Raw genomic sequence first — 24660 nt, 5'->3', positions numbered from 1 at the left:
GTTTTTTTATCCAGACGGGTTCTGTTTCAGATGAAATTGACCGTTATTTGATTTCAAATCAGGCATCATACTCAGCTTGAAGGCCCGTAAAGCGCTTCAGCACGGCTTTCGAACGCCCGCACGATCCGGTGCATTGCTTCGTTGAACACCACGCCGATGATGCCCTGCAATACGGCGTTCCTGAATTCGAAATCGACAAAGAATGACACTTCGCAACCACCTTCAGCCTCAGAAAAAGACCAGGTAGATTTCATGTATTTGAACGGTCCGTCCAAGTATTCGGTGTCGATTTTCAAATCTTGCGGATGCAAAACTACGAGACTGCCAAAGCGTTCACGGAACACCTTGAAGCTGATCACCAGATCGGCTTCCATCACCTCTGTCCCGTCGCTCTGCGGCGTGACCTTGCGAATGCGCGCAGCGGCGCACCAAGGCAGGAATTTCGGATAGGCCGCAACATCTGCCACCAGATCATACATCTGCTGTGCCGAGTAAGGCAGGGGCCGGGTTTCGGAATGGGTCGGCATGTCGCCCCTTTTTCGCGTGACAGTGGGGGATCATTTCGTAGACTGGGCGCGAAATTGCAAGGGGGTGTTATGCCAGAGCGTCCATATGTCATCGACGAAATGATCTCGGCCAAGCAGATCGCAGCGCGAATCGAAGCATTGGCGCGCGAAATCGAAACCGAATTCGCCGCTACCAACAAATTGATCGTGGTCGGGTTGCTGCGCGGCAGTTTTGTTTTCATTGCTGATCTGGTGCGCGAACTGGACCTGCCGGTCGAAGTGGATTTCCTTGAAGCCTCGTCTTACGGCAATGCCATGGAAAGCAGTCGTGAAGTGCGCATTCTAAAGGATCTGCGCGGCGAAATCGAAGGCCGCGACGTTCTGGTGGTCGAAGATATCGTCGATACCGGCTACACACTCAGCCATGTGCTGCACCTGCTTCATTCACGCAATCCGAAACGCTTGAAAACGATTGCATTGCTAGACAAACCATCACGGCGCGAAGCCGACGTGAAGGCCGACTGGATCGGGTTCGAAATCCCCGACGAATTCGTCGTCGGCTTTGGCATTGACTTCGCACAGCGCGACCGCAATCTGCCCTTTATCGGCAAAGTCCGCTTTGTCGATACCGATGACGGCTGATGCATTGGCTGTTTCGCATGTCGAAATGGGCCCGCAACCCGCCCTCTGAACGTCAGGTCAAGCTGGTTCTGGCGGTGATTGCGGTGTGTTTCATGATCTATGCAGTGGAACGCTGGATCGGCTGGCCAGACTGGATGACGATTGAAGGAGGCACAGGCCGTTTCCCGCTCCGCTAGTATCGTTGACGAATTTGTGAACACCATTTCTTCTTCGTCCCGCTAAGCTGCGCGGGTGTTTCATTCAACAGGAGTTTCGCCGATGAAAGTCATTTCCAAATGCGTTCTAGCTGCGGCCTTTGTCACCGGACTTGGCAGCGCAGTTTTTGCCGAAAACGATGCTGCAACCGACAGTGTGATCAAGGCCCGTCAGGGACAGATGCAGCTCTATGCGCATAATCTCGGACTTCTGGGCGGTATGGCCAAAGGCGCCGTTCCCTATAATGCAGACGCGGCGAAGGCTGCGGCCTCAAGCCTGGTTCTGCTGACCCAACTCGATGCGTCTAGGTTGTGGCCACAAGGTTCCGATGAAATGTCGGCCGACAACACCCGCGCCCTGCCCGACCTTTGGGATAATCAGGACGATGTGATGAAGAAGGCCATGGCGCTTTCCGAAGCGGCGGCAGCGATGGAAATCGCGTCAGGCACCAGCCTCGAATCCCTGCAAGGGGCAATGGGACCGCTTGGCGGGGCCTGCGGCGGTTGCCACAAGGCGTATCGTGCTCCGGAAAATTGATTCGGAGCATCCCCCACGAATGAAACGCCCTTTGCGATATGGCGTCCTGTTTGGCCTCTTGGCGGGCGCGGTCGGCTGGTGGGCCACCGCGCCTGAACGCGTCCCCGAAGCACAATTCGCAGCTCTGAGAGGCGATGTAGCACGTGGGGAAATCGTTTTCTGGGCGGGGGGGTGCGCTGCCTGTCATTCGCCGCCGCAGGCCGAAGGCACAGACCGGATCGTCCTGTCGGGCGGGCGGAGCTTTGTCTCCGATTTTGGCACATTTTACGCCCCAAATATTTCACCCGACCCTGAGCACGGACTTGGGACATGGAAAACCGGTGATTTGGCAAATGCGATGCTGCATGGCACATCTCCTGCGGGGCAACATTACTACCCGGCCTTTCCCTATACATCCTATGCAAGGGCCAGCCCCCAGGATGTCGCCGACCTCTGGACCTTCCTGCAAACACTACCAGCCTCCGACATTCCCAGCAAAGCGCATGAAGTTGGGTTTCCGTTCTCCATCCGGCGCGCGTTGGGCGGGTGGAAAATCCTGTTCGGCGGCCCGCCACGGATTTTGACCGGGAATCTGTCGCCCGAAGCCGCCCGTGGGCGCGATCTGGTCGAAGGGTTGGGCCATTGCGGCGAATGCCATAGCCCACGCAATGCGCTTGGCGGGATTGATTACGACCGCTGGCTGGGCGGCGCGCCGAACCCGTCCGGAAAAGGCAAGATACCCAATATCACCCCCGCGAAGCTTGATTGGTCGGAAACAGATCTGGTGGAATATTTTACGTCCGGATTCACGCCTGAATACGATAGTGCCGGCGGCGAAATGGCAGAGGTCGTGCAAAACTTGGCGCATTTGCCGCTGGCAGACCGCCAAGCGATCGCGGCTTATCTGAAAGCAGTGCCCGCCGTAGAGTGATCAAAAGGGGCGCCCGTTCCGGGCGCGCTTGATATCTCGGGAAAATCCCTGCTGAATTTTCCTTCGGGCCTGCCTCCGGCGGGCGTATTTACCGCAAGATGAAACGCAGACGATGCCGTTTCTGAGGGACCAAATATTCTGGGCGTATGGAGGCAGGGCCCCATGCGCCAGCAGTTTCAGGTGGTAACAAAGATCACATCTGACCGTGCTTTTTCAGACGCGCCGTGCGCAGCTGGGCGAAATCGTCGCCAGCGTGGTAGGACGACCGGGTCAGCGGGGTTGCCGAGACCATTAGGAACCCCTTGCCATAGGCGGTTTTTTCGTAGGATTTGAATTCATCTGGATGCACGAACCGATCGACCGCATGGTGTTTCGGTGTCGGTTGCAGATATTGCCCGATGGTCAGGAAATCGATATCGGCGGCACGCATGTCGTCCATCACCTGATGAACGCCCTGCCGGTCTTCACCAAGCCCCACCATAATGCCCGATTTGGTGAACATTGTCGGGTCCAGTTCCTTGACCCGCTGCAACAGCCGCAAGGAATGGAAATAGCGCGCACCGGGCCGCACTTCGGGGTAAAGCCCAGGCACGGTTTCCAGGTTGTGATTGAAAACGTCGGGTTTGGCCTCGACCACCACTTCAAGCACCGACGGGTCGCATTTGATGAAATCCGGGGTCAGGATTTCGATCGTGGTTTTCGGGCTGCGGTGCCGGATGGCGCGGATCGTCTGGGCAAAATGTTCCGCTCCGCCATCGGTGATGTCATCGCGATCCACGGACGTCACCACCACATGGTTCAGCCCCAGTTTTTGCACTGCATCCGCCACCCGGCCCGGTTCGAAAGCATCCAGCGCTTCGGGCGGTTTGCCGGTGGCGATATTGCAGAAGGTGCAGGCCCGGGTACAGACCTCGCCCATGATCATCATGGTGGCGTGGCCCTGGCTCCAGCATTCGCCCGCATTGGGACAGCCTGCTTCTTCGCAAACCGTGACCAGCTTGTGTTCTCGCATGATCTTGTGGGTTTGCTTATAGCCCTCGGAAACCGGCGCTTTGACGCGAATCCACGTTGGCTTTTTGGGCTGAGCATTATCCGGGCGATGTGCCTTTTCGGGGTGCCGCTGCTGGGGGATTTTTAGATCGCGCACGGGGTCTGTCCTGCTGTTTTTTCAATCCTTACTATATTCGAGCCGCGCCTGAACCGCCAGAGCCGCATAGCGGCTATGCACAAAGCAAAGAGCATCGCAATGCGATTGCAGCATTTTTGAATGAAATCACGTGACTATGGATCGCAATCCAATGAATTCAAATTGTTTTCTCAAATGTGCAAGTGCAGAAAATAATTGCCGTCAGTTTTAGAACGATTATTAACTGGGACTGAACCAATTTAGAGGATACCAAAATGCAAGCTGGCCTGAAACTGCCTGACGTGACCTTCCATACCCGCGTTCGTGATGAATCCGTCGGGGGTTCGAATCCATTCCGCTGGCAGGACAAGACCACAGCCGACTATTTTTCCGGCAAGCGGGTGATCCTGTTTTCCCTGCCCGGCGCTTTCACGCCGACTTGTTCGACATATCAACTGCCCGGTTTCGAAGACAATGCCGACAAGTTTCGGGATCTGGGCATCGACGAAATCTACTGCATGTCCGTGAATGACAGTTTCGTGATGAACAAATGGGCCGAAGCCCAAGGAATCAAAAACGTCAATGTGATCCCCGATGGATCGGGTGAATTCACCCGCAAGGTTGGCATGTTGGTGGCCAAGGATAATCTGGGGTTCGGTATGCGGTCTTGGCGCTATGCTGCGGTCGTGAACGATGGCACAGTCGAAGCCTGGTTCGAAGAACCCGGTCGTGCCGACAATCACGGCGAAGATCCCTATGGTGAAAGTTCGCCGGAAAACCTGATGAAATACCTGGAAAACGCCGCCTCTGCCGTGGCTGCGGAATAAGAACCCGATCCAATCCAATTAACGCCTGCGGGTCACGAAACCCGCGGGCGTATTTTTTAACCGTCTCACCACGATCAGGGCGCAACAATCAGGTCCTGACAAGGTCTTTGGCACAAGCGATTTGTTCTTGACCTGCTTCGGTCAGAATTTCCGCCAGTTCCTGCAACCATTTGCCTTCGTTGGTGGTTTTCCGATGCACCAAACCGATTTGCCGCGCCGGTTGCGGATCGGCAAACCGGGCCAGCCGCAGATTAGGTGTTGCTAACGCTTCGGACCTCAGCGCCAGTTCCGGCATCAATGTCAGACCAAAGCCCGCTTCGACGAGGCGCGAAAGCGTTGCTAGCGATGAGGCCCCCATGTTGATCTGGGAATGCCCCCTGTTCCGGCCGCAGACCTCGAGCGCTTGATCGGTCAAACAATGCCCGTCTTCCAATAACATCAAGGGATTTTGACCCAACTCGGTCGGGCGCAAATTTTCCCTGAGTGGCCCCAAGGCATCAAGCCGCGATTGGCTTCCGGCCAGAACGAACCGGTCTTCGAACAGCGGAATTTCGGTCAAACCTTCTTCGCTGCCGGGCAACGCCATCAGGGCCACGTCGAGAGCCCCGGAGCGCAGACCGTCGATCAACCGGGCCGTCACGGTTTCCTGCACCTGCACGTCGAGCGAAATATCGCGCGCGCGCAGCGCCGCAAGCGCGGCCGGTAAAATATACGGCGCGACGGTTGGGATAACACCAAGCCGCAATTGCCCTGACAAACCATCATTCCAGCGCGCGCTTTCTTTCAGGGACCGCATTTCAGCCAAAACCCGTTCCGCGTGATCCAGAATCGTCCGACCGAACGGTGTCAAGGCGATGTCGCGGGTTTTACGTTCGACCAGAGGCTGCCCCAACTGTGTCTCGAGTTCCCGGATCTGCACTGACAAGGCAGGTTGAGAAATATGAACAGAATCAGCCGCCCGACCGAAATTGCGATGCCGGGTCAGAGCGACGAAATATTCAAGCTGTTTGAGAGTAATGTTCATAACTATCAGCAACCATAAGAAGTAATTTTTACAAGATATAGTTATAATTTTACATGCGGAATTGGCATTGTGAAATTGGTCCCATCCTGCCGACATTGCTGTTTGCATCTGTGTTACATTTCCCACCCCAAACACGGTAAAACGTGGGATCTGTGACACAAACGGTGCAAAGCGGCGTATTGGTCGTGCCAAACCAAGCAAAGCCCTGCACAGAGACCTATAGTCGAATACCTTCAAACCGCAGAGCAACCAACATGCCAAACACCAAACCGAACTCAACCTTCGACCGTATCCGCGATTATCTGAAACAGATCGTATATGGTGGCAATGATGGCATCGTTACCACATTCGCAATCGTCGCTGGCTTTGCCGGGGCAAGGGCCGAAGGTATTGCGCAGATTGGTGGGTTGGCAGTGGTTGTCTTCGGTCTTGCCAATCTTTTTGCGGATGCTGTCAGCATGGGATTGGGGGAATTTTTGTCGGCACGGTCCCAACACCAAATGTATCGCCGACGTCGGGCAGAACGGTTGGAGCAGATACATCAGGACCGAAACAAAGCAACTGACAGTCTGGCCGATCAATTCGGCAAACGTGGATTGCAGCCTTCGCAGGCACGGCAAGCGGCCGAAGCAATATCCAACCACGCGCCGATGATGGCCGATATGTTGCTTAGCCATGAAAAGGCGGGCATGGCACCCGAACGCGACAATCCGGCAATCAACGGGTTGGTGACGTTCGGGGCCTTCGTGGTTTTCGGGCTGCTGCCGATCTTGCCATATCTCATTCGAGATGCGGACCAGACCAGTTTTCAACTTTCTCTCAGCACCACGCTACTGGCCCTGACTTTGTTGGGTGTGTTGCGCGGCTGGGCGACGCAGGAAAACTATCGCCGCGCAGTGACCGAAACATTGGGGGTCGGATCGGTCTGCGCGGCGGTGGCGTTTTTCGTTGGCTGGTTGGTGGGCGGCTGAAACGCCCTACCCGATCATTGCAGCGGCATCGCCCAGCAATTCGTAATGCCGTTTCAACCGCTGCAAAGCGATTCTCAGCACAATCTTGCCAGAACGTGCCGACCATCCCATCCGTTTCTCCGCCGCCTCCAACCCTTCCAGATAACAGCAACACCGCAGGGCAACATCGCCTAGACCGGGCCCCAAATCCCGAAGCGCCCCGGTAACGCGCTCGCGGGCGGCGGCAGGACCATAGCCCGGTTCCGCAACGGGCGAACCCGAACGGTCCGCCTCGGTCAGAAACCGATCCCAGTTCTGCACACTTCGCGTCCCGAGCCGGGAAAGTTCGAAATCTTCCCTCAGTCTTTCGCCTGCCGCAACCAGATCGGTGGCTAAAAATGGCTTTCCGTCTTTGTCCTTCCGCCGAGCCAACAGCGTCAAAGGCGATTCCACCGTATTATAGCGAAGCCTGCGCGCCGTGCCGTCGATTTGTCCATTTGCATCGTTGTCCCGACCTACAAAGGGCGTTTGGGATTCGGTAAACCCGTTCCGGATCCGCGATTCAGATTGTGCCAACAATTGAGTCAGCGCCGCGCGTCCATCTGACGTGATGTGATATCTGGAAATTCGACCCGGTGCGCCGCAATCAATCCAGTTCTTCAGCGCCATTACCTCGGCTACACGTCGATCAACCACGGCGGTACGGATGCTTATACTGCGGTCTATTTCACGTACCACCACAGCCTTTTCCAATTCTGCAGACACGGCCAACACGGCGGCATGTTCGGTCAGTCGGCGTAAAATACGCACGGCCTCGTCATTCAGATAAGCTTCGTCAGGCAACGGGGGAACTGTGGTATTTTGCATATTCATCACGGAATCCTTTTGCTTATAGGGGGGCGAGGATTCCGCTTTGCCAGTTTTGCAATATTGCCGACCCAATCGTTTCAGCGCCTCATCAACCAAACGGTCGTCACGTCGGTTTTCCAATTTTCGGATTTGCCGCATCACGGTTGATGCATGCACCCCGGCGCGCTGCGCGAGTTGGCGCATCGAAAGACCTTTTTCAGTATGTTCGAGATATAGCAATGCCGCAGAAGGCACCCAACCGGGAAATAGCTTAGGTCTGATATCTGATGCCACTCTGTCCGACATGCTCCATTCCTTTAGGTCAGAGGTAACTCCCTGCTTATGCACAGCTTTCCCCCAAGACAATCCACAACCTAGAGATGGTATTGCTAACTGTTGGTTAACGGTTTCCTCGTTCGCAATCATTGTTTCCAAATAATGAACAGTGTCGGAAACGCCCGTGCGCAGAGTTCGCAAAAAGCGCAACACTCTCATAAGTAGTATTACTGAGGTCTCGGAATTTTCGATTTGGAGTTCTGAAAATGACCGATCAACTTGATCTATTGAGCCATTTGCGGCGCCCTGCCCTCCTGATACGCGCGGCACGGCATGGCGTGACACAATACAATCGAAACCTGCATTTGCGCCGTCTTCTGTTGACCGCATCCTTGCCAACGAATGGCCCGGCGTTGACGCTCCTTATGGATATCGAGGATGATTTGGATCATCAGCGCAAAGAGGACCGCGCAAGCTATTCCTGCGCACGGCACATTGAGGTCCTGATTGCCATGATGGGCGAGGCGCGCTTGTTGCGCACATCAACCGATAATTTCAACGTGTCCTGATTCCGGATCACCCCAAGGCGTCTGGCATTCCGGCTTTCTTTTCTGCGACATAGACTGCCAGCGCTTCATTCACCGCCGGGTCCATGGCAGGCGGCTGGTATTCAGACAGTAACTTCGTCACCCGCGCCGAAGCCAAAGCCATGGTATCGCGGCTGCCTTCTTCGGCCCATGTTTCAAACGGTTTGTAATCAAACAAATCAGACCGCCAGAACGCCGATTTGAAATTCGCCTGCGTATGGGCGCATCCCAGATAGTGACCGCCGGGACCGACTTCGCGGATCGCGTCCATCGCTTGGGCGTTTTCATCGATGGCAATACCGGCGGCAAATTTGTGCAACGCGCCCAACTGGTCGGCATCCATGACAAATTTTTCAAAAGACGCAACCAGCCCACCTTCGAGCCAGCCACAGGCATGCAGCATGAAATTAACCCCCGACAACAGTCCCATATTCAGGCTGTTGGCGGTTTCGTAAGCCGCTTGCGCATCGGGTAGTTTCGACCCGCAGAATGATCCAGACGACCGGAACGGGAGGTTCAACCGCCTGGCCAGTTGACCCGCACCATAAGTAATATGACTAGCCTCGGGCGTCCCGAAGGTCGGCGCCCCCGAATTCATATCGATCGAGGTTACAAAGGCCCCCATGATCACCGGCGCGCCCTTGCGGACCAGTTGGCTATAGGCGACGCCGGCCAAAACTTCGGCCAATACCTGCGTCAAAGTTCCCGCCACCGATACCGGAGCCATCGCACCGCCAACTATGAAAGGTGACACGATACAGGCTTGATTATTCTTTGCATAAACCTCAAGCGCGCCCATCATCACATCGTCAAAGGTCATTGGCGAATTGATATTGACGAGTGATGTCATCACCGTGTTGTTCTGCACGAAATCGTTGCCGAACAGGATGCCGCACATATCGACACTGTCCTGCGCCCGGCTGGGTTCCGTCACTGACCCCATGAAGGGTTTGTCAGACAACGTCATATGGGCGTGCAACATGTCCAAATGGCGTTTATTCACCGCCACATCGGTCGGTTCGCACACCGTGCCGCCAGAATGGTGCAGCCATTTCGACATATAGCCCAGCTTTACGAAATTGCGGAAATCTTCCATCGTGGCATATCGGCGTCCACCTTTGACGTCATGCACGAAAGGCGGACCATAAACCGGGGCCAGAACAAGAGACTTGCCGCCGATTTCCACATTGCGGTCCGGATTGCGGGCATGCTGGGTAAAGCTGGACGGCGCAGTCTTGCACAGCGCACGCGCCAACCCGCGCGGGATATGCACCCGTTCGCCCCTTATATCCGCTCCAGCGTCGCGCCACAGTTGCAACGCGCCGGGATTATTGACGAAGTTAACACCGATTTCTTCCAAAATCGTTTCAGCATTGGTTTCAATGATTTCCAGCGCTTCTTCGCTCAGCACTTCGAAATTCGGGATATTGCGTTCGATATATTTAGCGGTTTCAAACGACACCGCAGAACGTTCCGCCCGCCGCGCCGCGCCGCCGCCTGATCTCGTCCGCCGCCGTGCTGATGTTTCGTTCATCGTTCGTATTGCCCTTGTCCATTGCGCGAAGCGGAACCCACCGCTGCTTTATGTTTAAGCCAACGGGGTGCCATTGCTTGCGCGATTTGCGGCTTTCGGGGGAAAAATACGACATTGAAAAATATGACATTGGCACGTTCGACCATTGCAGGTCCGTCAGAAAGTCGAAAATTGTAACGGCTTGCCGTCTTATATTCGAAAAAACGCATTTTATGTTTACATTAAAACATTCGCATTTAATCATGTTGCGGGAAGAACCGGCCAAGCGAAAGAAATCTTCGCGATCCGGGCTTCTGGGGATCATCCCCAAAGGGAGGAGAAAACATGATAAGACTATTCGCCAGCCGACGCCATTGGTGCGTTTTGGCTTCCACGACACTTGCGTTCGCCGCGGCGCCGGCTGCGGCTACTAACGGCTATTTTTCCAACGGTACTAGCGTTGCATCAAAGGGCATGGCCGGGAGCGGCGTTGCTATCGGCACCGGTATTATGGGTCTTACCGCCAACCCGGCCATGGGCACCCGCTATCCAGATCAGGCAGAAGGCTGCCTGAGTTTGTTTTCGCCCAAGCGTTCGACCACGATCACCGGCATGGGCACGTTTGAAAGCGACAAGGAATTTTTTGCTGTCCCCTGTGGTGGTGCCAATTTCCGGCTCAAGAACGACGCGACGCTCGGCGTGCTGATGTACGGGAATGGCGGCATGAACACCGAATATCCAACCAACTTCTTTGGCGGTGGTGTGGTGCCCGGGCCGTTGGGGGTTAATCTTGAACAGCTTTTCATCCAGGTGAACTATGCCAAGGATTTGGGCAACGGCGTTTCGCTCGGCTTCGCGCCGATCTTGGCCGCGCAGCGGTTCTCGGCAACCGGCCTGTCCGGGTTCAGCGGTTTTTCGGCGGACCCGGCAGCATTGACCGATAACGGCGATGATTGGTCTTTCGGTGCAGGTGCAATGATCGGTGCCACAGTCGATGCTGGAAACGGCTTCACATTCGGGGCCAGCTACCGGTCGCGGATCTATATGGAGCCTTTCGAAAAATATTCGGGCCTGTTCGCCGAAGGCGGCGATTTCGACATCCCGGCCACTGCCAAACTCGGCCTGTCCTACAACCCACAAGCGAATGCAGCCTGGACCTTCACCGCAGAATGGGAACGGATTTTCTATTCCAAGGTCGCCGCCTTGGGAAACCAATTCCCATCAGCCGGTCCGCTTGGTGCCGCGAATGGTCCAGGTTTCGGCTGGAAAGACATGGACGTGATCCGCATCGGGGCCGAATACCAAATGAACCCGAAATGGACGGTACGCGGTGGCCTTTCCTATAACACGAGTTTCACCGATTCCAGTCAGACCACGCTTAATGCTCTGGCCCCAGCGACGCCGCAATGGCACGCCTCGATCGGTGGTACGATGCGGATCAACGACCGGCGCGAATTCCACATCGCTTACACCCATGCTTTCGACAATTCTTTGTCAGGAGTTCTTCCCAGCCCGCCTTTCCCCGGCGCCGCACCGATATCCACCCAGATGAGCCAGGACGAATTGTCCTTCGCGATGACCTGGAAGTGGTAAGCCGCTGAATGCCAAAGCTTACGGCGCGGGGCCCTACGGGGCCTCGCGTTTTTTTTGCGTCACGCACCGGAAAATCGATCCGAATGCGCACGGCGGTCTGTCCTGCATTGACCTTGCGCGGCTTCGGCCCTACTAGGCAAATATGACACAGACATCGCATGACCGCCTTCTTATCATCGACTTCGGCAGCCAGGTGACGCAGCTGATTGCGCGCCGCCTGCGTGAACTGAATGTCTATTGCGAAATTCACCCCTATCAAAAAGTCACCGACGCTTTCTTGGCCGAATTCGCGCCGAAAGCAGTGATTTTTTCGGGCGGTCCCGACAGCGTAATGCGCGATGGGTCACCGCGGCCACCCAAATCGGTCTATGATCTTGGGGTGCCGATCTTGGGCATCTGCTATGGCCAGCAGGTGATGATGCACGATCTTGGCGGCAAGGTCGAAGCGGGTGAACATGCCACTGCAGAATTCGGTCGCGCCTATGTGACTCCGACCGAAGCGCGCACGGACCTGCTGACCGGGTGGTTCATGGATGGGGCGGGCCGCGAACAAGTCTGGATGAGCCACGGCGATCATGTTTCTGAAATCGCACCGGGCTTCGAAGTGTTCGGCACATCGCCAGGGGCGCCCTTCGCGATCACGGCAGATCTGAATCGCCGCTTTTATGCGGTTCAGTTCCACCCCGAAGTCCATCACACCCCGAATGGCAAAACGCTGTATGAAAATTTCGTCCGTGTCGCCGGTTTCAAAGGCGACTGGACCATGGGGGCCTATCGCGAAGAAGCGATCAAGCAGATCCGCGAACAGGTCGGCGATAAAAATGTGATTTGCGGTCTGTCTGGTGGAGTCGACAGTTCGGTCGCCGCCGTTCTGATCCACGAAGCGATCGGTGATCAGCTCACTTGCGTCTTTGTCGATCACGGCTTGCTGCGCAAGAACGAAGCCGACGAAGTCGTGTCGATGTTCCGCGACCACTACAATATTCCGCTGATCCATGCCGATGAATCGGACCTGTTTTTGGGCGAACTGGACGGCGTGTCCGACCCCGAAACCAAGCGCAAGATCATCGGCAAGCTGTTCATCGACGTGTTCCAGAAATATGCCGATCAGATTGACGATGCCGAATTCCTAGCTCAGGGCACGCTCTATCCTGACGTGATTGAATCGGTCAGTTTTTCGGGCGGGCCGTCAGTGACGATCAAGTCGCATCACAACGTGGGCGGATTGCCGGAAAAGATGGGTTTGAAACTGGTCGAGCCCTTGCGCGAATTGTTCAAGGACGAAGTGCGCGCTTTGGGGCATGAATTGGGTCTTCCGGCCTCTTTCATCGGCCGACACCCCTTCCCCGGACCGGGACTTGCAATCCGCTGTCCCGGTGAAATCACCCGCGAAAAACTCGATATCCTGCGCGAAGCTGACGCGGTGTATATCGACCAGATCCGCAAGCACGGGCTTTATGACGAAATCTGGCAGGCATTTGCTGCTATCCTGCCGATGCGGACCGTCGGCGTGATGGGCGACGGGCGGACCTATGATTACGCTTTGGCACTGCGCGCAGTGACCAGCGTCGATGGGATGACGGCAGATTACTATCCCTATAGCCATGAATTTCTGGGCGAAACCGCGACGCGGATCATCAACGAGGTGAAGGGGGTGAACCGGGTGTTTTACGATTGCACCTCGAAACCACCGGGGACGATCGAACTGGAATAACGGACCTTGGGCGGAGGATTAAGGGGGCGCTGCCCCTTCTGCGTTTAAAATCATGCGGATTTTCAACACATTGCCCCCCGGGATATTTGTGAACAGAAGAAGTTGACGGAAAAATGACAGCCGGAGCGGATGTTTTCAAAGCGGCGCTTTGGATGAGTGGCGCGATTGCTTCCTTCACCTCGATGGCGGTGGCGGGCCGCGCGATCAGTTTCGAACTCGATACCTTTGAAATCATGATGTATCGCAGTTTCGTCGGCATCTTCATCGTTTTGATCGTTGCGGCGGGCAGCGGTACTCTGGGGCAAATCCACAGGCGCAATTTGCGTCTGCATCTGATCCGAAACCTGTGCCATTTCACAGGTCAAAATCTGTGGTTTTTCGCCATTACGGTCATTCCCTTGGCCCAGGTTTTTGCGCTGGAATTCACCGCGCCGCTTTGGGTGGTGGTACTGTCGCCACTATTGCTTGGTGAAAGGATAACCTCGATCCGCGCGCTGGCGGCCTTGATCGGGTTCATCGGTATCCTGATCATCGCCCGACCAACGGCCGCGACGCTTGAATTCGGACAGGTAGCGGCTGCGATGACGGCAATTGCCTTTGCCTTCACGGCGATTTTCACCCGCAAGCTGACCCGCAGTGAAACCATTATCAGCATTCTGTTTTACCTGACCGTTATGCAGGCAGTGTTCGGTGTAATCTGTGCCGGATATGATGGCGACATTACGGTTCCCTCGATGCAGTCGCTGCCTTGGTTGATACTGATCGGATGCGCCGGTCTGCTGGCGCATTTTTGCCTGACCACCGCTTTGTCGCTGGCCCCGGCCAGCGTTGTCATGCCGATCGATTTCACCCGGCTGCCGATTGTCGCGGTGGTAGGAATGCTGGTTTATGGTGAAATGGTGGATATCTGGGTCGTCGTCGGGGCGCTGGCGATCTTTGCCGGAAATTACCTGAATATCTGGGGCGAAACGCGGCGGTAATCAGAACGGGCGTGAAATGCATCAAGGGGTCGCCCACAGATCCTTGGGGCAGAATGCGCCCCCCCCTGAAGCCTGATCCAAAATTCAGAAAAGCGCCGCTACGAACCAAAACGGGGACCAAACAGTCCGTACTGTTGATACAAGCATGACGTGTGGTCAGTAATTGACTGGCGAATATATGCCGATACTCTTTCCGATACGACTTTGGGAGGAGTTAAAATGAAAAAAATCGCAATAGCGGTTTCTGCAGTTATGTTAACTGCTGGGGCATCTTTTGCCGGAGGTGTGGACCGTTCGGGTCAGAGCATCGGCATTCTTTTTGAAAGCGGCAACGTAATCGACTTTTCTTTCGGCCACGTGGCGCCAAGCGTATCGGGCGTGTTCAGTGGTCTTGCTGGGTCCGGCAATATGTCGGATGCCTACAACCAGTTCGGCCTTGGATATAAACGCGACCTGAACGACAAGTTATCGATGGCGGTGATCTGGGATCAGCCCTTTGGGGCCGATGTCGCCTATCCCAGCGGCACCGGCTACCCGCTAGCTGGCTCCACTGGCACGATCGACACGAATTCGCTCACCGCTGTTTTGCGTTACAAGACCGGCGAAAGGTTCAGCATTCACGGCGGTGTCCGTGCAATCCGGACATCGGGAAAAGTGGCTCTGCCGGCCTCGGGGTATTCGATGACCTCTGACACACAGACCGACTATGGCTACCTGATCGGTGCCGCCTACGAGATACCCGATATCGCATTGCGGGCGGCCCTGACCTATAATTCCGAGGTCTCCCACAACTTGAACGTCGTCGAAACAGTGGGCGGCGTCACCTTGCCGACGTCGGTGATGCCCACCGAAATGCCCAAATCGGTGAATTTCGATTTCCAGACCGGAATCGCGGCAAATACGTTATTGATGTTTTCGGCGCGTTGGGTCGACTGGACGTCGTTCAACATTTCGCCAGCCGCCTATACATCGGTGAACGGCGCACTGGTGGATTACAGCAAAGACACGATTTCTTATAGTCTGGGCTTGGGGCGTCGCTTCAACGACAAGTTGTCTGGGACGGTCATGTTCGGATTTGAGGATCAGGGTGGTGGCCTGACAGGGAATCTCGGCCCGACTGACGGTTACACTTCGATCGCGTTGGGTTTGAAATACCAAGTCAACGATTCCACCGCAATTTCGGGGGGTGTCCGCTATGTCTGGGTGGGCGATGCCACCACCAAGACGCTGTTTTCCGACTTTTCCGGCAACAGCGCCGTGGCGGCAGGTCTAAAGATCACCCACATGTTCTGAACTGCTTAAAACACATCATCGAAAGGCCCCGCCCTGCGACGGGGCCTTTTTCATTGCGATTTGAGAAAAGCATAATGATTTGACCCTTTCCCCGGTCGAAGTTAAGGGGACTAGACAGGATAGTGAGGTGACGCAATGATCTACCAGAGCGGAAAAGACTGGTTGGACGCACCGCAAAAACGCGTGCTGTTTTTCGGCATGTCTGGTTTGGGAAAAACCTATGTCTCCAACATCCTGCGAGATCACGGCGACTGGTTCCATTATTCCATCGATTACCGCATCGGTACCCGCTACATGGGCGAATATATCGCCGATAACGCCAAGCGCGAGGCGATGAAGGTACCGTTCCTGCGCGACCTATTGATGTCGGATTCAATCTATATTGGATCAAATATCACCTTTGACAATCTCACCCCGGTCGCGGCCTATCTTGGCAAGCCGGGCGATCCGGCCAAAGGCGGGCTGCCCTTTGGTGAATTCACCCGTCGCCAGGACCAGTTTCGTCAGGCCGAAATTAAGGCGCTGACCGACACGTCCTATTTCATTGAACGAGCCGAGGCGCTGTACGGCTATCCGCATTTCATCTGTGATACCGGCGGATCGATCTGCGAATGGGTCGATCCCGAAGATTCCAGCGACACGATACTGCGATCGCTGGCCAACACGACCTTGATGGTCTGGATCAAAGGTGATGACGCCCATACAGATGAATTGATCCGACGGTTCGACAAGATGCCCAAGCCAATGTCCTATCAGCCGGCATTTCTGGATCGGGTCTGGCAAGAATATCTTGCGTTGTTTCAGTTGACCGAAAAACAGGTCGATCCAGACGACTTTATCCGCTGGACCTATGCTCAGGCGCTGGCCCACCGCCAACCGCGCTACGAAGCGATGGCAAAAAACTGGGGTGTCACAGTCACCGCCGACGAGATCGCCAATGTCAAAACCGTAGAGGATTTCAATAAGTTGATCGCCACCGCACTTGAACGCGACTGATCCCTGACCGTACATAGCCTTTCCCGTTTCATCCATAACCGGAGCCTGACCAATGCCGATTAAACTTCCCGCTGACCTGCCTGCCTTCGACGTGCTGTCGCGCGAGGGTGTCATGGTCATGCCGGAACACAGCGCGGCACAACAGGATATCCGACCGATTCGGATCGGGCTTTTGAACCTGATGCCGAAGAAAATCCAGACGGAAAACCAATTCGCCCGGCTGATCGGTGCCACACCGCTGCAAATCGAATTTCATCTAATCAGGATGAGCGAACACCAAGCCAAGAACACCGCCGCCGATCACATGGAGGCATTTTATCGCCCCTTCAGCGAAGTCGAAGCGGCGGGCACCAAGTACGATGGGCTTATCATCACCGGCGCGCCGATCGAACATCTGGATTTCCAAGACGTCACGTATTGGGATGAATTGACCCGGATCTTCGACTGGACTCAGACCCATGTGCATTCCACGTTCGGCGTGTGTTGGGGCGGTATGGCGATGATCAATTACTTCCACGGTGTGCCCAAACACATCCTAGGCCACAAGGCCTTTGGCTGTATCCGGCACCGCAATTGCGCGCCATCCTCGCCCTATTTGCGCGGTTTTTCTGACGATATGGTGATCCCAGTCAGCCGTTGGACCGAACTGCGGCGCGATGAAATCGAAGCTGCCGGCCTGCCGATCCTGATCGATTCCGACGAAACCGGCCCGGCACTGGTCGAAGATACAGCGCATCGCGCGCTCTATGTCTTCAACCATTTTGAATATGACAGCAACACGTTGAAGGAAGAATACGACCGCGATGTCGCGTCGGGTACAGCGATCAATGTTCCGGCAAATTATTACCCCGACAACGATCCGAGCAAGACACCACAAAACCGCTGGCGCAGCCATGCGCATCTGCTGTTTGGCAACTGGGTGTCTGAAATCTATCTGACCACGCCTTTTGATATGGAACAGATAGGGCAGGCCAGCACCGACTGGCGCAAGTAACCCGTATTGCGACAAGATCGCGGACCCGACAGAAATTGTTCGTCGCGATGCCGATACCGCTGTTCAGGTATCGGCAATACCCACACCATACCGTCTGGGACGATGTGACCGCAGCCATTCACCGGCCGCACAAAGTGCTGGATTGCGCTGACCACCATATCCCCCCATATTGAAAACAAAGAATAATGGAGAGACAGATGGATTTGCCCTTTGACGGCGCGATCACCAAGTTTTTCGAAAATGACGCCCCCAAACATATCCGCGACACGATCAAGCGGGGCGATAAAGACGATATTTTGAACCCGAAATACCCGCATTCGGAACGGATGGGTCGAAAACACTATGAAAAAGAATTGCGGGCCCTGCAAATCGAGCTGGCAAAAATGCAGGGCTGGGCCCGCGACACCGGCGTGCGTGTTGCGATCCTTTTTGAAGGCCGTGATGCGGCCGGCAAGGGCGGAACGATCAAACGGTTCCGCGAAAACCTCAATCCGCGCGGTGCGCGTGTGGTGGCGCTGTCCAAACCCACCGAAAAGGAAGCCACCCAATGGTATTTCCAGCGCTACGTTGATCACTTGCCCGCAGGCGGTGAAATCGTGTTCTTCGATCGCAGTTGGTACAATCGCGGCGTAGTGGAAAAGGTATTCGGATTTTGCACTGATGAACAGCGCGAACACTTCTTCGGTCAGGCACCGGAATTTGAAAAAATGTTGGTGGACGAAGGGATTTTGCTGTTCAAATTCTGGCTCAATGTCGGCCGCGCCGAACAGTTGAAACGCTTTCTCGCCCGCGAAAACGATCTGTTGAAACAGTGGAAGTTGAGCTGGATCGATGTCGAGGGGCTGAAGAGATGGGACGAGTATTCAAAAGCGATCGGTGAAACCCTGTCACTGAGCCATACCGTACACGCCCCTTGGACCGTGATCCGGTCCGATGACAAGAAACGCGCCCGGCTGGCGGCGATGCGCCAAGTCCTGAGCGCGATCGACTATGACCGCAAGAATTTGAAAGCGATTGGATCAATCGATGCCTCGATTTGTGGTGGTCCGGAACTCTGGGATGGCTAAACGCGGCTACCATCATGGCAATCTGCGTCAGGCACTGGTCGAAGCCGCGCTGCAACTGATCGAAGTAAAGGGTCCGACCGGCTTTACCCTGTCAGAAGCGGCCAAGCAGGCGGGCGTGACGCCGGCTGCGGTCTATCGGCATTTCGATGGCCGCGAAGACCTGATCGCAGAAGCCGCGCGGCAGGGGTATGAAATTTTCGCCGATGTGATGCAATATGCCTATGACAAAGGCCAACCGTCGGCGCTTTCCGCATTCGAAGCGACCGGACGAGCCTATCTCGCATTTGCGCGTAAATATCCCGGCCATTATATCGCGATGTTCGAAAGCGGCGTATCGGTGAATCGGACCCCCGAACTGGCCGCGGTCGCGCAACGGGCCTGGGGCGTATTGGAAAAGGCCGCTTCGGATCTGTCACAACATATCCCACCGGAAAAACGCCCCCCTGCCAGCATGTTTTCCGCACATATCTGGGCGCTGAGCCATGGTGTTGTCGAATTGTTTGCCCGCAATTCCCCCGGACGCCAATCGCCTTTTTCCCCCGAAGACCTGCTGGAATCCGGTATCGGGATTTATCTGCGCGGGCTTGGCCTGATCGACCCGGATCAGTGACGCCCACCGGACTGATATAAATACCACCTCCACGCTTCGCCTCTGGACCTTTGCACCGGCTTTAACTAATTAATTTAATCAGGTTTATTAGCCAGCTTCCCAGCCAGTCAAAAACGACCCCAATCGCAACGCATAAAGCGCTGCGAGGGAATTACTTTTGACCGAATAAGGGACGCAAACATGAACATCAAAATGACCATTGTCGCAGTATCGGCGTATTCTCTTCTGCCCATCATGGCACAGGCTGACGGCTTGGTGCTGAGCGCCGGCGTTGCGGCAACAGCTGCTTTCGACACTTCAGACGGGCTGGAGCACGCAGAAAACACCGTCGAGGGCTATATCGAAGGCGAACTGAACGGTTTCCACGGCGGCATCTGGATTGGGTCGCTGTATAAAGATCCAGCCGATGATGCAGAAATCGAACTTTCGCTCGGCTATGGTGCCGATATCAATGACACGCTCGGCTATGACATCACCACAACCGGCTATTATCTGAACAATGGTGGCTATCAGAGCTATGACATCGCCTTCGAACTTTCGGCGGCGCTGACCGACAGCACCAGCGGCGCGCTCGGATTCGCTTGGGATCCGGATGCTTCAACGATCGAAACCACCCTGGGTCTGGAACACGCGCTGAATGACAAATTCACGCTGGCCGGTGAAATCGGTCACAGCGAAGCGGATGGCAACATCTTCGGTGAAATCGGCGTCTCCTATGCGCTGACTGATAGCGCAGCAATCGAACTGCTTTACGAAGACGCCGATGACAGCGCCGGCACGCTGTCGCTGACCGTGTCCTACGATTTCAACCTCATGGGCGGCTGATCCCCCCAAGGTTTCAATCAAGCGCTGGCGGGTCCTTGTGGCCCGCCTTTTTTTTGGTCAGGCGAATGCTCAGAAAGCAAAAAGGCCGCCCAAAAGGCGACCTTTCTGAAATTTCTGTTCCGTAGAAAGCAGATTAACGCTTCGAGAACTGGAACGAACGACGGGCTTTGCGCTTACCGTATTTCTTACGTTCCACAACGCGGCTATCGCGGGTCAGGAAGCCGGCGGCTTTCAGAGCGCCACGCAGGCTGGGATTGTAAAGTTGCAGAGCCTTGGAAATGCCGTGCTTCACCGCACCGGCCTGACCGGTCAGACCGCCGCCTTTGACAGTGGCAACCACGTCGAATTCCCCTTCGACACCGGCAACCTGAAACGGCTGACGCAGGATCAGCTGCAGCACCGGACGGGCGAAATAGGTGTCTTGGTCCTTACCGTTGACGGTGACCTTGCCGGAACCCGGCTTGATCCAGACGCGGGCGACCGCGTCTTTCCGTTTGCCGGTGGCATAGGAACGGCCCAGATCATCACGAACGGGTTCGCGAATGATGGTTTCTTCGACTACAGCGGCGACTTCGCCGGCCACTGCACCCAGCTCTTCGAGCGAATTGATTTGATCGGTCATCGATTAGCTCCGGGTGTTTTTCGAGTTCATGGATTTAACGTCCAGAACTTCAGGGTTCTGGGCTTCATGCGGGTGCTCACCACCGGCATAGACGCGCAGATTGGTCATTTGCTGACGGCTCAGACGGTTGCCCGGCAACATGCGCTTGACCGCGGCGGTCACGACACGTTCAGGATAGGCACCTTCCAGAATTTGACCTGCGGTACGGCTTTTGATGCCGCCCGGATGGCCGGTGTGCCAGTAATAGTTTTTGTCCGAGCGTTTTTTGCCGGTCAGCTGAATCTTGTCAGCATTAATGACGATCACATTGTCGCCCATATCCATATGGGGGGTGAAAGTCGCTTTATGTTTGCCGCGCAGGCGCATGGCAACGATCGAGGCGAGACGACCCAGAACGACACCTTCGGCGTCGATCACGATCCACTTCTTCTCGATGTCTGCCGGAGTAGCAGAGAAAGTTTTCATCGCGGGATTACCCTTGGTTCAGTTATGGAAGCAGGCGTCAGTCCCGCGTTCCGAATTCGATTGCCGGGTTATACAGGGCGCAAATTTCACGTCAAGCGCAACAATGCTCAATATATTGCACAATTTCAATAACTTATAAAATAGGTATTATTTTACCCCACTCATTTCAGCATCTGGCGGCTCAAACTGTGATTTCTTCTCTCGGATTGTCCAAAAGATTGCGCAGACGGACGATTCCAGCCTCGTAACAAGCCGGATCGACCAACCCGTTAACTGCGATACGCACGGCATGGGGTGTTCGGGCATCGCGCAGGGTAAATTCCTCGGCGCCCTTCAGGATGACATTCTGTTCCTCGGCGGCACGCACGAAAATGGGGCCCCGCCACCCCTTCGGCAATTGCAACCAAAGGAAAGGAACATCTTCGTTCCAGGTCACGTCATAACGCCCCAGATGATTAACGGTCATCCGAACCAGTTCATTGATCCGTGCCCGTCCCCGCGCAGCAACGCTTAACAAACGCGGATCGGACATGAAGTTCAGGGCCAACTCGGTCAGCGGACGCGACATTCCAAAATGGCTGAACGCCGTGGTGCGCACCAAATCCTTCACCCGATCGCGCGGCGCAACCACATACCCGATGCGCAAAGCCGGCGTCAGTGTTTTCGACAAAGAAGACACGTACCAGCCGAACTCAGGCACCAACGAATGGTAACTTTCGGCGCGATGTGTTCCAAGAGCATAACAATCGTCATCCAAAACATGCAGCCCAAGACGCTGCGCCATAGCCGCAATTTCGCGGCGACGACGATCAGTGGTAAAGCGCACTGTGGGATTACTGACTTCGGACGAGGTGCAAAACAATTGTACCCCGTGATCGCGGACCATTTGTTCCAAATGATCAACTCGCGGCCCTTCGTCATCGCAATCGATCCCTACCACTCGGGCCCGGCACAATTCAGCGGCACGACGAAACCCGGGATATGTCAGGTTTTCCACGGCCACCACCGGATCACGCCCACGCAACACGGTCTGCATCACAAGTGAAATTGCGCTTTGCGCACCGTGGGTCAACACCATGTCTTCTGCTGTGAAGGTCCCGATGGGAAGGTCGGCCATCCAACGGCGCAGTGCCCGGCGTAGCGGCAAATCCATTGCCCGGCTGGGATAGGAAAGCAGATCTTCGGAAACAACGGTATCCGCAGTTTCGCGCAACGCATCGCGCAGCAATTGGCTTTGACCAACATCCGGCAATTGCGGGCTGCGCAGGTTCAACATCTGCGGCCAGGCATGTGCAGGATCGGTTCGGGCCTGAATTTCAGCAACAAATGTGCCGCGCCCAACACCCGCCTGCAAAACACCTTCTTCCGTGAGGATCGAATAAGCGCGCGCAACAGTGCCTGGCGTCACCGACAGCTGATAGGCTAATTCGCGCACCGGAGGCAGTTTTTCACCGCTAGGCAACAGCCCTTCGGCGACCGCGTTACGAATATTATCTGCCAAGGCCTTGTATTTCGATTTTCCAGTTGAAGCGAGGTCAGGCGCCCAATTTGTACCCATAACAATGTTTTTCTGGACCTATTGTGTCATAAATTGTATCCGTTTTTTTGTAGCAATGCAGTTACATTGTGTCAATACAATTGAAGGATTTGTTCCATGTCACAACAACAGCCTGTCTTCGCCGCACAGATCATCAACTATGATCTGAACCTGAACGCGCCGGTCGTGGCTCGTTTTGCGCTGGCGTTTGCTGTGACGGTCACCAAATGGCACATGCGAAATAGCACCCGCAAAGCACTGGCACAGCTGCCTGACAGCCTGCTTTGCGACATCGGTTTGACACGTGACGCGGCTTATACGGAGGCCCGTCGCCCGTTCTGGCGCGCTTGACATCCCCGTCCGTGCCGGGACGTACTGGAAGCCGGGGTTTTTACCCCGGCTTTTTTTGTGGCCGTTGCAGTGCCAGAAATTGCGCTTCAAAGAAACGGAAGCTCAATTCGGCGATCAAACTCGACAGAGCAACGTAAAACACCAACACAATCCAGCCATTCGCTACTCCGAACGCCGTCAAACCGACGGTGGCGAAATGCAACGCGATGAGGTGGTAGAGGTAGATGCCATAGCTGACCTGCCCCACCCGCCGCAGCGGAAACCAGTTCAGGACCGAATGCAATCCGTTATCTTCACGCACCACCAGTGACGCCAACGCCAATGCCATCGTTAGATGCAGCACCAGATTGGGCCAACCGTTCAGATCGAAGGGCAAAAACTGTAGCGCAAACAGCACCACCAGCATCCATAACAGCGCGGCGAAACGCCCGCCGCATAGCCTGTGCAGCATCGTAAATCCGCGCGATGCGTGCAGCGTCAACGCCAACAGTGACCCGATCAGGATCGGTGCGTAAGTCGCCGTCGGCAGGGCAATATGCAGGGGGCCTATATCGAAGGCTGCGATCCCGACCCGTTGCAACAACCCGGCTCCACCCACGACATTCAGCGTGATGCCGACGGTCAGAACAGGGACGATCCAGCGCCGTGGCAGAACCAAAAGCGTCAAGGGCCAGATTAGGTAATACTGCTCCTCGACCGCAAGCGACCAAGTAGGATCAAGAAGCGGGATGTCTCCGACCAGAAAATTCGACAGGAACAGATAATAATACGGCAGCATGTCCAACCACTGCCCCTGCCCTTTCCAGCCAATGAAATAGGCAGCCACCAGTGTCACAACCAGAAAATAGACAGGCACAATCCGCAGCAAACGCCGCCGATAAAAGCCGCGCAGGGAAAAGCCCCCCTTTGCCACCTCTTCCCGCAGCAACAGCGTTGTGATCAAAAATCCACTGAGGACGAAAAAGAAATCCACCCCGGCAAAGCCCCGCCCTGCCAGTTGCAGATGATCCAGATAGATCGGGGTCAGTGGCGAATGGTGCCACAAAACCGCCCCGATGCATAAGCCGCGCAGCCCGTCGAGGCTGCCGAAACGGGTGGTGGCGCGATAAGCTTGAAACGCGGCATTGCGATCCAGATCGTCCGCGATGTCGGTGGCTGCCACGTAAAATATCCTTACCAAGCCTGTGTTTTGGTCCTAGCACGCCTCACCAGTCGCGCAAAGATCAACGCGGCGGGACCGAATATGTCATGCTTGCGCGTGCCACTGGTGCCTCTCCCCCTTCGGAATAAATCAGAACGTCGCCGACGGCCAACACGCGGCCCAGTTTCAACAACCGGCACTCTGCAATCAGATCGGTCCGTGCGGCAGGTTTGCGCATGAAATCCATCGAACAGTTAGTGGTGACGGCCAAAGCTTCGGGACCGATCATCGCCAGCACCGCCATATAAACCGCACAATCGGCCAATGCGAACATCGATGGGCCGGAAACCGTACCGCCCGGGCGCAGATGCCGCTCGGCAATTTTCATCCGCACCCTCACCCGCATGTCGGTGACTTCTTCGATTTCGAAATCGTCTTTCACCTGCGGAAACACGGTTTCCAGAAAATCCATCAATTCCGGTCCGGTCATTTTTGCGGCCATCTCTTCCCTCCCTCAAACTCTGTGCGTA

27 protein-coding genes are annotated in these 24660 nt (G+C 55.5%); 17 read left to right on the top strand and 10 right to left on the bottom strand.

Annotated elements, in window-relative coordinates; translation table 11 throughout:
* Positions 1-71 precede the first annotated feature (71 nt).
* Positions 72-527 (bottom strand): type II toxin-antitoxin system RatA family toxin, encoded by a 456-nt coding sequence (locus tag TG4357_RS00850; RefSeq protein ID WP_058260979.1) that lies wholly within the window; start codon positions 525-527, stop codon positions 72-74.
* A 69-nt stretch (positions 528-596) separates the two neighbouring features.
* Here TG4357_RS00850 and hpt point away from each other — a divergent pair, with 69 nt between their 5' ends.
* The 4 genes from hpt to TG4357_RS00835 all read left to right on the top strand — a co-directional run bounded on the left by hpt (position 597) and on the right by TG4357_RS00835 (position 2790).
* Positions 597-1148 (top strand): hypoxanthine phosphoribosyltransferase, encoded by a 552-nt coding sequence (hpt, locus tag TG4357_RS00845; RefSeq protein WP_058260978.1) that lies wholly within the window; start codon positions 597-599, stop codon positions 1146-1148.
* A complete protein-coding gene (locus TG4357_RS19615) occupies positions 1148-1324 on the top strand; it encodes a hypothetical protein (protein ID WP_168370959.1) in 177 nt (58 codons plus the stop codon). The genes hpt and TG4357_RS19615 overlap by 1 nt, the downstream gene beginning before the upstream one ends.
* 82 nt (positions 1325-1406) lie before the next feature.
* Positions 1407-1880 carry a c-type cytochrome gene (locus tag TG4357_RS00840; RefSeq protein WP_058260977.1) on the top strand — a complete coding sequence of 158 codons (474 nt, stop codon included), beginning with the start codon at positions 1407-1409 and terminating at the stop codon, positions 1878-1880.
* Between the two features lie 19 nt (positions 1881-1899).
* Positions 1900-2790, top strand: a complete 891-nt coding sequence (locus TG4357_RS00835; RefSeq protein ID WP_058260976.1) for a cytochrome c — start codon at positions 1900-1902, stop codon at positions 2788-2790.
* Positions 2791-2983: 193 nt separating this feature from the next.
* On the opposite strand, the gene lipA is transcribed toward TG4357_RS00835, so the two are convergent.
* Positions 2984-3937 (bottom strand): lipoyl synthase, encoded by a 954-nt coding sequence (gene lipA / locus TG4357_RS00830; protein ID WP_058260975.1) that lies wholly within the window; start codon positions 3935-3937, stop codon positions 2984-2986.
* Positions 3938-4191: 254 nt separating this feature from the next.
* On the opposite strand from lipA, the gene TG4357_RS00825 reads away from it, so the two are divergent.
* Positions 4192-4743 (top strand): peroxiredoxin, encoded by a 552-nt coding sequence (locus tag TG4357_RS00825; RefSeq protein WP_058260974.1) that lies wholly within the window; start codon positions 4192-4194, stop codon positions 4741-4743.
* Positions 4744-4831: 88 nt separating this feature from the next.
* Here the strand turns inward: TG4357_RS00825 and TG4357_RS00820 are convergent, their stop codons facing one another.
* Positions 4832-5767 (bottom strand): hydrogen peroxide-inducible genes activator, encoded by a 936-nt coding sequence (locus tag TG4357_RS00820; RefSeq protein WP_058260973.1) that lies wholly within the window; start codon positions 5765-5767, stop codon positions 4832-4834.
* 254 nt (positions 5768-6021) lie between these two features.
* On the opposite strand from TG4357_RS00820, the gene TG4357_RS00815 reads away from it, so the two are divergent.
* Positions 6022-6738, top strand: coding sequence for a VIT1/CCC1 transporter family protein (locus tag TG4357_RS00815; RefSeq protein ID WP_058260972.1), 717 nt, complete (start codon positions 6022-6024; stop codon positions 6736-6738).
* 6 nt (positions 6739-6744) lie between these two features.
* Here the strand turns inward: TG4357_RS00815 and TG4357_RS00810 are convergent, their stop codons facing one another.
* Entirely contained in the window at positions 6745-7872 is a 1128-nt protein-coding gene (locus tag TG4357_RS00810; RefSeq protein WP_058260971.1) for a DUF6456 domain-containing protein, read from the bottom strand.
* Positions 7873-8108: 236 nt separating this feature from the next.
* On the opposite strand from TG4357_RS00810, the gene TG4357_RS00805 reads away from it, so the two are divergent.
* Complete coding sequence (locus tag TG4357_RS00805) at positions 8109-8411, top strand: DUF6477 family protein (RefSeq protein WP_058260970.1); 303 nt, start codon at positions 8109-8111, stop codon at positions 8409-8411.
* Positions 8412-8418: 7 nt separating this feature from the next.
* Here the strand turns inward: TG4357_RS00805 and TG4357_RS00800 are convergent, their stop codons facing one another.
* A complete protein-coding gene (locus TG4357_RS00800; protein WP_058260969.1) occupies positions 8419-9963 on the bottom strand; it encodes a trimethylamine methyltransferase family protein in 1545 nt (514 codons plus the stop codon).
* 324 nt (positions 9964-10287) lie between these two features.
* On the opposite strand from TG4357_RS00800, the gene TG4357_RS00790 reads away from it, so the two are divergent.
* The 9 genes from TG4357_RS00790 to TG4357_RS00750 all read left to right on the top strand — a co-directional run bounded on the left by TG4357_RS00790 (position 10288) and on the right by TG4357_RS00750 (position 20014).
* Complete coding sequence (locus TG4357_RS00790; RefSeq protein ID WP_074646783.1) at positions 10288-11535, top strand: OmpP1/FadL family transporter; 1248 nt, start codon at positions 10288-10290, stop codon at positions 11533-11535.
* Between the two features lie 142 nt (positions 11536-11677).
* Positions 11678-13249, top strand: coding sequence for a glutamine-hydrolyzing GMP synthase (gene guaA / locus TG4357_RS00785; RefSeq protein WP_058260966.1), 1572 nt, complete (start codon positions 11678-11680; stop codon positions 13247-13249).
* A gap of 113 nt (positions 13250-13362) precedes the next feature.
* Positions 13363-14229, top strand: a complete 867-nt coding sequence (locus TG4357_RS00780; protein ID WP_058260965.1) for a DMT family transporter — start codon at positions 13363-13365, stop codon at positions 14227-14229.
* Positions 14230-14448: 219 nt separating this feature from the next.
* Complete coding sequence (locus tag TG4357_RS00775; protein ID WP_074646781.1) at positions 14449-15522, top strand: OmpP1/FadL family transporter; 1074 nt, start codon at positions 14449-14451, stop codon at positions 15520-15522.
* Positions 15523-15657: 135 nt separating this feature from the next.
* Positions 15658-16518 (top strand): hypothetical protein, encoded by an 861-nt coding sequence (locus tag TG4357_RS00770; RefSeq protein ID WP_058260963.1) that lies wholly within the window; start codon positions 15658-15660, stop codon positions 16516-16518.
* A gap of 52 nt (positions 16519-16570) precedes the next feature.
* Positions 16571-17512, top strand: coding sequence for a homoserine O-succinyltransferase (locus TG4357_RS00765; protein WP_058260962.1), 942 nt, complete (start codon positions 16571-16573; stop codon positions 17510-17512).
* A 197-nt stretch (positions 17513-17709) separates the two neighbouring features.
* Positions 17710-18579, top strand: a complete 870-nt coding sequence (gene ppk2, locus TG4357_RS00760; protein WP_058260961.1) for a polyphosphate kinase 2 — start codon at positions 17710-17712, stop codon at positions 18577-18579.
* On the top strand, positions 18572-19189 hold the full coding sequence (locus TG4357_RS00755) for a TetR/AcrR family transcriptional regulator (RefSeq protein ID WP_058260960.1): 618 nt from the start codon (positions 18572-18574) through the stop codon (positions 19187-19189). The genes ppk2 and TG4357_RS00755 overlap by 8 nt, the downstream gene beginning before the upstream one ends.
* A 180-nt stretch (positions 19190-19369) precedes the next feature.
* Positions 19370-20014 (top strand): TorF family putative porin, encoded by a 645-nt coding sequence (locus tag TG4357_RS00750; RefSeq protein ID WP_058260959.1) that lies wholly within the window; start codon positions 19370-19372, stop codon positions 20012-20014.
* Between the two features lie 133 nt (positions 20015-20147).
* Here TG4357_RS00750 and rpsI read toward each other — a convergent pair whose 3' ends face one another.
* From rpsI to TG4357_RS00735, 3 genes are all read right to left on the bottom strand, one after another.
* Positions 20148-20636, bottom strand: a complete 489-nt coding sequence (gene rpsI / locus TG4357_RS00745; protein ID WP_058260958.1) for a 30S ribosomal protein S9 — start codon at positions 20634-20636, stop codon at positions 20148-20150.
* Between the two features lie 3 nt (positions 20637-20639).
* Positions 20640-21101, bottom strand: coding sequence for a 50S ribosomal protein L13 (gene rplM, locus TG4357_RS00740; protein ID WP_058260957.1), 462 nt, complete (start codon positions 21099-21101; stop codon positions 20640-20642).
* A 181-nt stretch (positions 21102-21282) separates the two neighbouring features.
* A complete protein-coding gene (locus tag TG4357_RS00735; protein ID WP_058260956.1) occupies positions 21283-22659 on the bottom strand; it encodes an aminotransferase-like domain-containing protein in 1377 nt (458 codons plus the stop codon).
* 96 nt (positions 22660-22755) lie between these two features.
* Between TG4357_RS00735 and TG4357_RS00730 the strand changes: the two genes are divergently transcribed.
* Positions 22756-22989, top strand: a complete 234-nt coding sequence (locus tag TG4357_RS00730) for a DUF1127 domain-containing protein (RefSeq protein ID WP_074646779.1) — start codon at positions 22756-22758, stop codon at positions 22987-22989.
* 40 nt (positions 22990-23029) lie between these two features.
* Here the strand turns inward: TG4357_RS00730 and TG4357_RS00725 are convergent, their stop codons facing one another.
* Both TG4357_RS00725 and TG4357_RS00720 read right to left on the bottom strand, forming a co-directional pair.
* On the bottom strand, positions 23030-24151 hold the full coding sequence (locus TG4357_RS00725; RefSeq protein ID WP_058260955.1) for an acyltransferase family protein: 1122 nt from the start codon (positions 24149-24151) through the stop codon (positions 23030-23032).
* Positions 24152-24212: 61 nt separating this feature from the next.
* Positions 24213-24632, bottom strand: a complete 420-nt coding sequence (locus tag TG4357_RS00720) for a PaaI family thioesterase (protein WP_058260954.1) — start codon at positions 24630-24632, stop codon at positions 24213-24215.
* Positions 24633-24660 lie beyond the last annotated feature (28 nt).

It is taken from the genome of Thalassovita gelatinovora (assembly GCF_001458355.1).
In the GTDB taxonomy this organism is placed as follows: Bacteria; Pseudomonadota; Alphaproteobacteria; order Rhodobacterales; family Rhodobacteraceae; genus Thalassobius; species Thalassobius gelatinovorus.
The sequence above is the reverse complement of the archived record's forward strand: the minus strand, read 5'-3'. Positions and strand labels throughout refer to the sequence as shown.